The sequence below is a fragment of the Pseudoalteromonas sp. NJ631 genome (assembly GCF_000276645.1).
GTDB lineage: Bacteria > Pseudomonadota > Gammaproteobacteria > Enterobacterales > Alteromonadaceae > Pseudoalteromonas > Pseudoalteromonas piscicida.
Genome location: NZ_AKXJ01000007.1, coordinates 1 through 12,856 on the forward strand (window position 1 = coordinate 1; position 12,856 = coordinate 12,856).

The window sequence follows — 12,856 nt, forward strand, 5'->3', positions numbered from 1 at the left end:
CAAGCAAAGAAACCGAGCATAAAGGTTACTCGGCTTTAGTTCTTATACAGATCTCAGGTTAATTAGTCTCATTTTATTCTCCTAATGGGTTAGTACATACCACAGGGGAGGAGCATACTTTGATTACTTATAAGCCAAAGAACACCAGTGCCCTAAATTTGTCGCTCCAGCCAGCGGTTTTCAATTTGCTCCGTTGACTCGGTAAGCCGCATTCACACTGCTTGAGCATATTTACTACAAAACGCCTGAATAGGGCCATATTTTCCACCGCACCATCGAGACAAATTCTTGATGAATCCTCTTTAAAGACAACATCTAGTACATAGTGCTGACAGTTCTCTATACGCCAGTGTTGACGGATTTAGCGGCCTAGCATCTTATTTTTTGGTGACATTGAGCTGACGTAGTAGCTGGTATCAATACTGATTTTACCGCCGCAGGTTCTATGTCGTTCTACCGCGATGATGCTGCGAATTGTCGGCCAACTCACCGCTAACGCTTCGTCTAATTTTGGCTTGAGTTGATACACTATCCGCGTCTCTGTGCGATCATGTGCTTGCTGCTTTACCTCGGTTACGACTTGCTCTTTGCCAGCATCGAATACGCGTTGAAATTGATCGGTTACAGCCTTATATAGCTTGGGCTGATTCTTTTTAACCTGCACCACAACATCGGCTTTTTTCGCAGCGATCATTTCAAGTGTTTGCCGTTGACAATGTAGCGCATCCACTGTGATAACACAGCCCTCAATATCAAGCACTTCAAGCAATTGCCGCACAACATTTATCTCGCCTTGCTTGGTTTCAGTGGACTGTTGTGGCAGTACTAACCCTGACTCTGTATCGTATGCAGTAACAAGTTGTAATGCCGTCTTTTTATCGCCGCGATACGAACCACGCAGTACTTTGCCGTCGAGTACAATTTATCCAAATAACAATTCATAATATGTCTTTCATGGGCCAATTTAGGCATAAATTCAGCATTGTCACCTCACCGTAATCACTATCAATTCAATGCTATCTGGACTAACATATTGGTTAGATTTAAAGCGTAAGGAATATAGCGTGTCGTTAGCGAATGCTCACACAGTTCGCCAGAGCCGATTTTTGCCACTTGTTGCTGCACTACTCGTGTTAGTTGGCAGTATGCTTTACGGGCTGGTGTTATACGAGCAAGAAAAAGAGCATCATGCTGAAAAGGTAGCGACGGCACTTGCCTCACGGCTTGACCATGTGACTGAGGGGGTGAACGAGCGCGTTACACTGTATTGGTACGGTATTTTGGGGCTTCGTACTGCAATTTATGCAAACCAACAGCACAGTTTTGACTATCAGGCTATGCAGCGTTATATCAGCTCATTTGATTTCCAAGCGGAATATTCTGGAGCTCGTGGCGTTGGGATCATCAAATATGTCCCCGTTGGTAGCGTAAGCAGTTTTGTGCAACAAGCACAAGCTGAGCGTACCGACAGAGCATTCTCTATCAAAACGCTAAACCCACATGACACTAGCAAATTTATTATCCAGTATATTGAGCCTGAAGTAAATAATGACCAAGCCGTCGGTTTGGACATTGGCTCTGAAGCTAGTCGTCGAACGGCGGCGATAGAAGCTGCTACTGCCAATGAACCGAGACTTACCGCTCCAATTACCTTAGTGCAAGCCGATAATAAAATTAAATACGGTTTTTTGATCCTCGCCCCGATTTATACCTCTATTGGTATGGCGGAAAATGAAGAAAATCGCTTAGATAACTTAGTTGGTTGGACTTATTCCCCGTTACTTATCGATGAAATCCTGTCGACTTTGCTGTCTTTTCGACAAGATGTTTCGATTCAAATTTCCGATGTAACCAATAACGATGAAACCATACCTTTTTATCAGGTGCTAAAAGAAGAGGTTAAAGAGTTAGATAACTCAGTGGCCAAGCAGGTCACCTTGTTTGGTCGCTCTTGGGAAGTAAAAATTTGGCCAACTCCACAATTTATCCGTTCACTCAATCTCGTCTCTCCTAATACCATTTTACAGGTTGCTCTGCTGGTTTCTACGCTATTGGCAATCATCACTTATATTTTGCTTTTAAGCTTTACACGTCAGCGCTTAGCAGAAAAGGAAAAGCTAGCAGCCGAAGAAGAAAGAGCACAATCTCTTGCTAAACTGAACTCTTCATTAGAGCAGGAAGTCAAAGCACGAACTAAAGAAATCGTAAAATACAGCCAACTTCACACCAGTATTGTTGAAGGTTCGGGTTATGCCATTGTTGCCACCGATCCTGACGGTATCATTACCCAGTTTAACCCCGCAGCTGAACGTCTGTTAGGGTACAAAAAAGATGAACTCATTGGTAAATCATCTCCCGCCATTTTCCATCTTGAAGAAGAGGTCGTTGCAAGAGCAAAAGCGTTAACGGAAGAGCTTGGCAGAGTCATTGAACCTGGATTTGAAGTCTTTGTCGCCAAAGCCAAACAAGGTGTGATAGATACTAGCCGATGGACTTACGTTACTAAGCAAAATCAATACGTTCAAATTAAGTTAAATGTAACGACATTGACCGACGAACGCGGCAACATTGATGGATTTTTGGGTATTGCATTAGACCTCACAGAGCAGCTCAAGCACGAGCGAGAACTCTCGCACGCCAAAGAAGCAGCTGAGCAAGCAGCCAAGGCTAAAGCCGTCTTTTTGGCGAATATGAGTCATGAAATACGAACCCCCATGAACGGCTTATACGGCACATTACAACTATTAAAGTCGGAGCCACTTAACAGCACTGCCACTAATCTGCTTGAGAAGGCCACCTACTCAGTTAAGGCACTTAACACTATCATTAACGATATTTTGGATTTCTCTAAAATTGAAGCCGGTAGAATTGAGCTTGAAGAACGGCCATTTAATATTGAGGTGTTGGTTGAACATCTACGCTCAGACTTCTTAGTGTTGGCAAAAAACAAGGGATTAAAGCTTAAGATCCACGTTGAACTTGAGCATAAATTTTGGCTTGGGGATGAGGTCAGAGTCAGGCAAGTGTTGCTTAACCTATTGTCTAATTCCATTAAGTTTACTGAAACGGGCAGTATCATTACCCATATAAAACCACTTCAAAATGATTCAGGTATGCTTATTACCGTTGCCGACACTGGCATAGGGATGACCGAAGCCACAATTCAAAAGCTCTTTTCACGATTTGAGCAGGCAGATAAGTCCACCACCAGAAAATTTGGTGGTACGGGGCTTGGTCTTTCCATTACCCGCTCTTTAATTGACTTGATGGGCGGCACAATTAAAGTAGAAAGTACCGTTGGCGAAGGCAGCCTATTTAGCATCGAACTGCCCATGCAAAAGTCTGAGGTTACGTCAGAACAACCAAAAGGCGACCAGCTAAAAGCAGCTGACTTGAGCGGCACATCCATATTGCTAGCTGAGGATAATCCAGTGAATCAGCTGGTAGTTCGCTCTATGATCAGTAAAGCCAATGGTGATATTGCGATTGCAAATAACGGTAAAGAGTCGATTGAACAATTCGAGCTAAGTAAACCCGACTTAATACTCATGGACATTCAAATGCCTGAGATGGATGGCGTTGAGGCTTGCAAACGACTCAAAAGGAAGGATCCCAATATCCCCATCATCGCATTAACTGCAAATGCTTTTCCGGAAGACAAAGCCTTGTACGAGCGCGTCGGATTTGATGGTTATGTTGCCAAACCCATAGAGCAGCTTGAACTTATCAATACCATAGCTACAGTGCTCGCACACAGCCGCAATGTACAATAATAAATTAAGAAGCAAAAAAACTTTGAGGATACATTAAATATTCTTAATCGTTTAACAAAACACGTGTACCAGTCTTTTTTTGCTGATAATGTAAGCACGCTCCATATAACACTCAGAGATTTACGCCATGAAATGTTCTAGATCGCTTTTACTTTGTTTACTCATCACATTTTTGGCTTTTGAAACTTTAGCGAAATGTAGCAAAACACTACGAGTAGGTATGAATGAAACGCAGTGGCCTCCCTATATTTCTCGCAGCGGAGGTAATGTCTCTGGTATAGAAATTAATGCGCTAAATACCTTGTTTAACGATTCATCTTATTGCTTGAAATATGTATTTTATCCCACCTCATCAAGAATGCTAACGGAGCTAAAAACAGGCAAAGTAGACTTAGTGGTGGCCGCGACCAAAACCGCAACGAGAGCTAAGTTTGCGTACTTTACTACACCTTACCGCCAAGAAGTCATGTCATTATTCCAACATAAAGACAAACCAAAAATTGGCGGCGAAGTTGAGTCGTTGATCCTTGCAGGAAACACATTTGCACTGAATGCTGGCAGCTATTACGGTATTGCCTTTGAAAAACTGATCCAAGACTTTTATAACGATCAGCTGGTACACCTGCCCAACGCCGCTCGTCGCTTTAAAATGTTGCGTAAACAGCGAGTTGACTATGTTGTTGAAGATAAGCTCGCGGGCGAATACTTTATTCAAACCAAAAAGTATACCGATGTTATCTATTCAGGTGTCGATGCAAATAAAACACCTGTTAGCTATATGCTTAGCAAAGTCAGTTTAACTACTTTAGATCTTGAAAACATCAATCGGCTAATTGAATTGCACCAAAGCGAACTCAGCAATTTGTTTTCTTTTCATCAAGTTTCCGCTCCCCATTGATAACTAAAGAGGCGACCTCTAAATTGTTGCTTATCTTTGTATAATGCTGTTTATCGTAATTGATTTGGAACTATTTGTTACTGCCGACTACAGTTATTAGATGCGCCAAAATGTGGTTGGGGTTTGCTTGGTTCGGTTTTTACTCTTTGTAACTTGTACATTTTATTTTTGCCAACACGCGTTGGCGAAAGACTTTTCATATTTTGAAAGTAAGCTAGATGAGGCCAGCGACTATTTAACGGTTAACCCTGCACAATCACTGACTATTCTCGACAGTTTAGAACAGCTGCAAGATGTACCTGTGCCGTTATTTATTCAGTGGCATTTGCTGAGCGCTCGTGCCTCTGTACCAACAAATAAAGTAGATAGGCTCTATACCTCAATAAACGCGGCCTTTTTGTATCCAGATGACATGTTTTTTAAAGCAAACCTCCCTACCATTTTAAGCGCACTTGGGATTTGGTTACGCCGACAGGAGTACCTTGATGATGCTGATACTAGCCTCAAGTGTGCCTACAAATATGCAGAAAATGACCGCCAACGGCTTACGCTGACTAACAGTATGGCGCTAGTTGCCCGCAACCAAGATGACTATCAAAAAGCGAGAACATTGTATGCCAAGGCACGCAAATTGGCTGAGGAGTTAAAACAAACCCCAGTACTTGCGATGATCGAAAGCAACTTAGGTAGCCTCGCGCTTGATCAAGGCCGAATATTTGAAGCCGAGCAGTATTTTCGTCATGCCCTGTTGGGTTATCAAGCTGTTGATAAACGCTCGGGTCAAATCTCAGCGGGCATTAACTTGATGTTTGTCTTTCTTATTCAAAAGCAAATCGTCAACTACGAACGTTTACAAGGGCCCACATCTACCCTAACTACAGCTTTTCCAAACGAATCAAAACAAGCTTGGCTACAATGGCTTGAGGCGCGTTATAAACAACTCGAAGGAGAAATGCCCAACCAAAACACTAAGCAAGCGTTACAACTGGCATATACCCAGTTAGAAAGCGATAAAGTAAAACTGCTAGTACATAGATATTTAGCAAAAGAATTAGGCGTCGAAGTCACTGCCCCCCTCCCCATCACAGCCAAGTCTTTTTCCAGTCCTTGGTTTGATAAAGTGAAACAGTGTAGTTGGTAAGCGAATACACTCGTTCCTAAACGCAAAAAAGCCGCTCAATGAGCGGCTTTTTCAAATTGGATTTGCTTATTCAGCAGCCTTAGACACCATCACCATTGCAGGGCGCAATAGACGGCCGTTTAAGGTATAACCTTTTTGCATCACAGCAAGCACTGTATTTGGTGATACATCATTGCTCGGCTGAATTGACATTGCTTGGTGTAGCTCTGGGTTAAATGTTTCACCCTGTGGATTTACCGCTTCAACACCGAATTTAGCTAGGGCATCGGCAAATGCCTTGATAGTCATATCGATACCTTCAAGCACAGGCTTTAGCGTTTCGTTTTCTTTGTCAGAAAACTCAATCGCACGCTCTAGGTTATCGATTACAGGTAGTAATTCGTTTGAGAACTTTTCTAGTGCGAATTTGTGTGCTTTTTCAACGTCCTGCGCGGCACGGCGACGAACATTTTCAAGCTCAGCAGCGGCGCGAACAACGCTATCTTTTTGTGAGTCGATAGTTTGCTTAGCGGTTTCAAGCTCAGCATACAGACCAGCGATTTCTTCTTCTGGGCTCAACTCACCCGCATTTTCTGCCTGCTCTTCCTGCGTTTGTTGTTCTGCTTGCGCTTCTACAACTTCTGCTTCCGCTTGTGTTTGTTCAAGCTCTTGCTCTGGGGCTTTTGTCTGCTCAGACATGTGATGATTCTCCGATTCTTTACAACTGCGGTAATTATGGGGATTGAAATGAGAGTTTCAACCCTTTATTGCGGCAATTTTTTGAATTCTGACAAGATGGCTTCGATCTTTGAATCCGCAGGACAAATGACGCAAAAGCGACTTTGATATTCTCCTTTGGAGAAATACGGCACACTGAGCACCACTACGCGATGTAAACCGAGCATGCTTAGCTCTTCGCCAAGTAACACGGATACGCCGTCTTTAAACGCTAAGCGGTCTTCAACTTGGTCTAAAAATCCGACGCCAAGATTAATCTCTCTATCCAACTCTAAGCGGTTATATAAGTAGCGCTCACCGACAACAATTGCATTATCTGAGCCTAATTGCTGACTTAACTGCTTAGTCCACTGGGCCAAAATATGATGACAACTCGGCGGTGCACTGTGTGCCATGGCGCGCATTCGGTGCAACCCTTCAACTAAAGTTTGTTGACTGAATACAGTATTCATCCAAGCCGCGAACTGGTAACGCAACGCGTCGGAGTCATCTACGGGTTTATCAATACAAATATTGTGTGATTGCCCCGCTCTGTCTAACAGTAGGACCAGCCAATTTTTACGATCAAAATCGAGTACTTCCACACGGAACATTTGTTTGCTGCTAACTTGTGGTAATCCCACGCAGCAACAGACCTGAAAGTTTTGGCTCAATAAATGGGCAAAAGAGACTATTGCGGATTGATCTGGTTGCCAATGAACGGCCACATCAGCCAGAGGAAAAAACTCCTGTAGCCAGAATTTTACACCTTGGTCGGTGGGCACGCGGCCAGCTGACGTGTGCGGCGAATACAATAAGCCTTGATTTTCAAGTCTTGCCATTGCATTGCGTACGGTTGCAGAACAAATAGCAAGGCCGTCCTGCTTTGCTATTTTGCTGGATGCAACAGGCTGCCCTTCACCATTACAATAATGGCGCATGACCGCACACAGAATTTGTTCATCTCTGGGATTTAGTTTCATAATTATTTTAATATGGGTGTCAATTGCCAGTTTCAAGCACTACGCTTTTAATATAATCTTGCAACAAAGATACCAAGGACAAATGACTGAATGACGACCACGTTTAACACCATCGGCTTAATTGGCAAACCCAACCACGAAGGCGCGGGGACGACCTTACAACGACTCTACACATTTTTGCAAGCATTAGGATATGAAGTACTCGTAGAAGATCGCGTTGCGGAGCAAATAAAGTCGTTAGACGAAGACGCTGTTGTCGAGTTAGTTGAACTAGGTAAACGTTGCGACCTTGCTATTGTTGTTGGTGGTGACGGTAACATGCTTGGTGCAGCAAGAGTACTTGCTCGTTTTGATGTCGCCGTGATTGGAGTTAACCGCGGTAACTTAGGCTTTTTGACAGATTTGAACCCCGAAGGCTTTGAAGCGCAGCTAGAAGCGGTGTTGAGTGGCCAATTTATTGAAGAATCGAGATTTCTGTTGGAGGTGGCAGTATACCGACATCACCAACTTAAAAGCGCAAATTTAGCAATGAACGAAGCCGTATTACACGCTGATAAAGTTGCGCATATGATTGAATTTGAGGCTTTTATCGATGACGACTTTGTATTTTCTCAGCGCTCAGACGGTTTAATTGTCTCGACACCAACGGGGTCAACCGCTTACTCGCTTTCGGGTGGCGGGCCTATTTTAACCCCGGAACTCGACGCTATTTCACTGGTGCCTATGTTTCCGCATACTTTATCTAGCAGACCTTTAGTGGTGGATGCAGAAAAAGAAGTAAAACTTAAGTTAAGTCTAGAAAACACCGACAGCTTACAAGTGAGTTGTGACAGTCATGTTGTACTGGCAGTGCTACCCGGTGACGAAGTTATCATCAAAAAAGCGGAGAAAAGACTAAGATTGATACATCCCAAATGCTACTCCTACTACAATGTTCTTAGACAGAAATTAAATTGGGGCAGTAGGCTTTACTAAGTCCACAAAGTTACGCAAAATAACCTTGGTTAAATTTTCTAATTTAGGTAAATAACAATAAAATGGCTTACGTTGTATTTTTCACATTGGCGCTGCTTATCACTATACTTTCTGTGTATTTAGTGATTGAAAACAATAGAAGAAAAGCCCGTGAAGCGGAAAAAAAAGCCTTTAATGATCGTTTAAAAGTGATTAGCAGCAACTTTAAACTTAAAGTTGCTGAATTCGTCGAAGCGAAGATTTTAAGGCCAAAATACGCACCGCAGATCAATGCAATTGTTGGCAACTTTTTTGTCGTTCAAACCCACTCGGAAGAGAACTTGGCGCAACTGGAAAAAGTGTCCGAGTTATTTATCTATTCAGTGACAAACGAGCTTAATAAGTGCCGCTCAAATGGCAATATGGATTTGCTTGCTGAGCAATTACAATATTTTGTTGCCGAATTACCTACGGCAGGCATTGCCTATAATCGTGACTTCTATCGCGAGATGCTTCCAGCTCTCATTGCACGCATTCAAACACCTGATACGCCAGCAATACAACAAGATGAAGATGTATTAGACTCACCAGAACTAAGTAGCTCAGAGCCATCCAACCAACAAATGCAAGCAGCAGCTTTAGTAAAAGAGCATGCTGTTGGTTAATCTTGCTATTATTTTTAGTAAAATTTTTTGATTTGAGTTGCTAAACAACAAAATACTGTATAAATTAACAGTAATTCTCTGTTGGGGTGTACAGTATGCTTTTAGCTTTAAATGTTCAAAATTTTGCTATTGTTAGTGCGCTAAATATTGACTGGCATTGCGGCATGACCGCAATTACAGGTGAAACAGGCGCGGGTAAGTCCATTGCAATTGATGCGCTTTCTTTATGTCTCGGTGAGCGTGCTGATCCCTCTGCTATTCGTCCAGGTACCGATAAGGCGGATATCTCTGCTCAGTTTGATGTTTCAAATCTCCCTGCTGCCAAACGCTTTCTAACAGAGCATATGCTAGATAACGAAGAGAATGAATGTATTCTTCGTCGTGTTATTAGTAAAAGTGGGCGTAGTAAAAGCTACATCAATGGCTCCCCTGTTACTGCAGGCCAGCAAAAGGAGCTTGGGCAACATCTTATTGCAATTCATGGGCAGCATGCCCATCAGCTACTGCTAAAGCCAGAGTATCAACTGCACTTGCTTGATGCCTACGCTAGCCACACGACTTTGTTACAAGCAGTTAAGGGACAATACAATCACTACCATAAACTGCAAAAAGAATATGCCGAACTTCAAAAGTCACAACAGGCACAAGCCGCAAAAAAACAACTTCTTGAGTACCAAGTAGCGGAGCTTGACGAGTTTGCCTTACAGGAAGGCGAATATGAAGATATTGAGACCGAACATTCGCGCCTAAGCCATAGTCAAACCATTTTAGAACAATGCCACCGTGAGCTCTCTCGCCTTTATGAAAATGACGAGCAGACTGTGCTATCGCAACTACAACAAAGTGCGCAAGTGTTCTCTGAACTCACCAGTTTTGACAAAACTCTCGAGAATATTGCGCAAGTGCTAGAAGAGGCAGCAGTACAAGTGGAAGAAGCAAGTAGAGAGATCCGCAGCTATTCTGATTCAGTAGAACAAGATCCTATGCGATTACAAGAGTTGGAAGATAGACTCTCTCAAGCTCTAGATTTAGCTAGAAAGCATCAAGTTCAGCCTGAATTGCTATATCAGCACCATCAAGCACTGCAACACGAGCTTGAGTCTATTAGCTCTGATTCTGCACGACTGGATGCACTAGAGGAAGAAATTGCTGAAGCCATCAACGCTTATAACCAAGCTGCACTAGGATTAAGTCAAAGCCGCCAGCAAGCCAGTGCATCTCTTAACGAACGTATTTCGGCAAGTATGAAAGAGCTTGCGATGGGTGATGGTCAATTTGAGATCCAGTTAACGCCTAATCTTGGCGCTAAACCGAGCCCTCTTGGATATGACCACATTGAATTTTACGTCTCTACTAACCCAGGACAACCTTTACAACCGATGGGCAAAGTTGCCTCAGGTGGTGAGCTATCTCGAATAAGCTTAGCCATTCAAGTGATTATCGCAACACGTGTTACGACACCCACTTTGATTTTCGATGAGGTTGATGTTGGTATATCAGGTCCAACGGCTGCAACCGTAGGTAAATTGCTACGCCAGCTTGGTCAGTCCACGCAAGTTATTTGCGTTACCCATTTACCGCAAGTGGCATGCAGTGGTCACAACCAGTTCTTTGTCGCAAAACGGGTAGAACATGGCGAAACCTTTACCAAAATGACCCCAATGGCAGAAAGCCAACGCATTGATGAAATAGCAAGGTTAATTGGTGGGGATAAAATAAGTGACACGACAAGAGCGAGTGCAAAGGAATTATTACAAGTACAAAGTGCTTAACTGTTATCAGGCTGATTGCACCTGTTGATTAACGCGCAGCGTTATACCGAATTGCTGCGCGGATCAATGAACAAAAATGGGCTTCATTGATGGTGTCCTGCTGTTTTATATCAATCGCCCGTCTAGTGTTACCAGCAAAGCCACTATTGAATAACTCGTGTTCATCTTCAAACTTTGCGCCATATGCAAAAGTAAGTTTGACCTTATCTTTGTAAACTTCGCCCGTGCAGATCATGCCAGCTTTTGACCAGACGGGCACACCTGTTGGGTTGCTTGGCTTACGCCATTTGATATCTTCTTCTACATCTTCATCAACACTTAGGATCAGACTTCTGATCTGCTGCAATACCACTGCACGCCAATCGTTTACACTCGCTATTTTTGCGGTTACCGCATCAGCGCCTGAGTTTATTGTTTCATTCATGATCTTTCCTTAATATTATTGATAAATACATGTTGAGTGAAATTAAGTTAGCGGTTAACTACGCAAAATTCAAATAAAAAAACCCCAGCTACAACGAATGTAGTTGGGGTTTGTGAACGATAAAAGCGTTAAACTTCTAAATAATCCAAAATGCCTTCAGCGGCGTTGCGGCCTTCAAAAATCGCCGTCACCACTAAATCAGAACCTCGTACGGCGTCACCACCGGCAAAGATCTTTGGATTACTTGTTTGATGTGTAAATGCGCCTTTTTCTGGCGCAACAATGCCGCCCCAGTGATTTATTGCAACATCGTATTGTGCTAACCAATCAAGGTTGTGTGGCTTAAAGCCGAATGCCATGATCACCGCGTCGGCTTCTAGTGTATGCTCAGAGCCTTCCACGGTTTCAGCACTACGGCGACCATTTTTGTCGGGTTCACCTAATTGGGTTTTCACCATTTTAACGCCCGTGACTTTGCCTGAGCTGTCGACCTCAATACCAACTGGCTGTAAATTGAATCTAAATTCAACCCCTTCTTCTTTGGCATTTTTAACTTCTCGAACTGAGCCTGGCATGTTTTCTTCGTCACGACGATAAGCACAGATCACGGATTGCGCATTTTGTCTGACTGACGTTCTAACACAGTCCATCGCTGTGTCCCCACCACCTAGTACCACCACACGCTTACCAGCCATGTTCACATAGTTATGCTGACTTTCGTCATAGCCCATAACTCGGTTGGTGTTACCAATCAAAAATGGTAGCGCATCATAAACACCATCGGCATCTTCATTTGCAAGATTACCTTTCATGCTTTGGTACGTCCCCACACCTAAGAATACGGCGTCGTATTGCGACAATAACTCATCCATTGAAACATCACGACCAACCTCGGTATTGAGTTTAAACTCAACGCCCATTTCGGTGAAAATCTCGCGACGGTTTTCCATTACCGATTTTTCTAACTTGAATGACGGGATCCCAAAGGTCAGCAAACCGCCAATTTCAGGGTTGCGATCATACACCACAGGGCGCACGCCATTTCGCACTAGAATATCCGCACAGCCAAGTCCTGCCGGACCCGCGCCTATGATTGCGACTTTCTTATCGGTCCAAGTAACGTAAGAAAGATCAGGCTTCCAGCCCTGTGCAAACGCCGTATCAGTAATATATTTTTCAATATTTCCTATAGTCACTGCACCAAACTCTTCGTTCAGCGTACACGACCCCTCACAAAGCCTATCTTGCGGACAAACTCGGCCACACACTTCAGGCAAACTATTGGTACGGTGAGACAGCTCCGCTGCCTCAATGATTCTGCCCGTACGAATAAGTTTGAGCCATTGCGGAATATAGTTGTGAACTGGACACTTCCATTCACAATACGGGTTACCACAATCTAAACAACGATCAGACTGCGAATGAACTTGCTGCTCAGAAAAAGGCTCATAAATTTCAACAAAAGATTGCTTACGCGTAGAAATAGGCTTTTTGCGCGGATCTACACGTTGTACATCGATAAATTGGTAAACGTTCTCGCTCATTGCTCT

At 43.3% G+C, this 12,856-nt stretch carries 10 protein-coding genes and 1 pseudogene; 6 read left to right on the forward strand and 5 right to left on the reverse strand.

What is annotated here, in order from left to right; genetic code table 11:
* Positions 1 to 127: 127 nt before the first annotated feature.
* Positions 128 to 922: pseudogene (locus A587_RS24520) on the reverse strand (ISAs1 family transposase); the annotation flags it as partial.
* 142 nt (positions 923 to 1,064) lie between these two features.
* Between A587_RS24520 and A587_RS0113195 the strand changes: the two are divergent.
* From A587_RS0113195 to A587_RS0113205, 3 genes are all read left to right on the forward strand, one after another.
* Positions 1,065 to 3,773 (forward strand): CHASE domain-containing protein, encoded by a 2,709-nt coding sequence (locus tag A587_RS0113195; RefSeq protein ID WP_017217980.1) that lies wholly within the window; start codon positions 1,065 to 1,067, stop codon positions 3,771 to 3,773.
* A gap of 220 nt (positions 3,774 to 3,993) precedes the next feature.
* A complete protein-coding gene (locus tag A587_RS0113200; RefSeq protein WP_017217981.1) occupies positions 3,994 to 4,671 on the forward strand; it encodes a substrate-binding periplasmic protein in 678 nt (225 codons plus the stop codon).
* A 100-nt stretch (positions 4,672 to 4,771) separates the two neighbouring features.
* The gene (locus A587_RS0113205; RefSeq protein ID WP_017217982.1) at positions 4,772 to 5,812 is read left to right on the forward strand and encodes a tetratricopeptide repeat protein; all 1,041 of its coding nucleotides are present in this window, start codon (positions 4,772 to 4,774) and stop codon (positions 5,810 to 5,812) included.
* A 66-nt stretch (positions 5,813 to 5,878) separates the two neighbouring features.
* Here A587_RS0113205 and grpE read toward each other — a convergent pair whose 3' ends face one another.
* Both grpE and A587_RS0113215 read right to left on the reverse strand, forming a co-directional pair.
* Positions 5,879 to 6,490: a nucleotide exchange factor GrpE gene (gene grpE / locus A587_RS0113210; protein WP_017217983.1), complete on the reverse strand. Its 612-nt coding sequence runs from the start codon at positions 6,488 to 6,490 to the stop codon at positions 5,879 to 5,881.
* Positions 6,491 to 6,555: 65 nt separating this feature from the next.
* Positions 6,556 to 7,491, reverse strand: a complete 936-nt coding sequence (locus A587_RS0113215; RefSeq protein ID WP_171039494.1) for an HrcA family transcriptional regulator — start codon at positions 7,489 to 7,491, stop codon at positions 6,556 to 6,558.
* Positions 7,492 to 7,581: 90 nt separating this feature from the next.
* Here A587_RS0113215 and nadK point away from each other — a divergent pair, with 90 nt between their 5' ends.
* The 3 genes from nadK (at position 7,582) to recN (ending at position 10,882) form a co-directional block, all read left to right on the forward strand.
* The gene (gene nadK / locus A587_RS0113220) at positions 7,582 to 8,466 is read left to right on the forward strand and encodes an NAD(+) kinase (RefSeq protein WP_017217984.1); all 885 of its coding nucleotides are present in this window, start codon (positions 7,582 to 7,584) and stop codon (positions 8,464 to 8,466) included.
* A 62-nt stretch (positions 8,467 to 8,528) separates the two neighbouring features.
* Complete coding sequence (locus tag A587_RS0113225) at positions 8,529 to 9,110, forward strand: hypothetical protein (RefSeq protein WP_017217985.1); 582 nt, start codon at positions 8,529 to 8,531, stop codon at positions 9,108 to 9,110.
* Between the two features lie 95 nt (positions 9,111 to 9,205).
* Positions 9,206 to 10,882 carry a DNA repair protein RecN gene (recN, locus tag A587_RS0113230; RefSeq protein ID WP_010375416.1) on the forward strand — a complete coding sequence of 559 codons (1,677 nt, stop codon included), beginning with the start codon at positions 9,206 to 9,208 and terminating at the stop codon, positions 10,880 to 10,882.
* 28 nt (positions 10,883 to 10,910) lie between these two features.
* On the opposite strand, the gene A587_RS0113235 is transcribed toward recN, so the two are convergent.
* Both A587_RS0113235 and A587_RS0113240 read right to left on the reverse strand, forming a co-directional pair.
* Positions 10,911 to 11,306 carry a DUF1801 domain-containing protein gene (locus tag A587_RS0113235; protein WP_017217986.1) on the reverse strand — a complete coding sequence of 132 codons (396 nt, stop codon included), beginning with the start codon at positions 11,304 to 11,306 and terminating at the stop codon, positions 10,911 to 10,913.
* A 128-nt stretch (positions 11,307 to 11,434) separates the two neighbouring features.
* Positions 11,435 to 12,850: an FAD-dependent oxidoreductase gene (locus A587_RS0113240; protein ID WP_017217987.1), complete on the reverse strand. Its 1,416-nt coding sequence runs from the start codon at positions 12,848 to 12,850 to the stop codon at positions 11,435 to 11,437.
* Positions 12,851 to 12,856 lie beyond the last annotated feature (6 nt).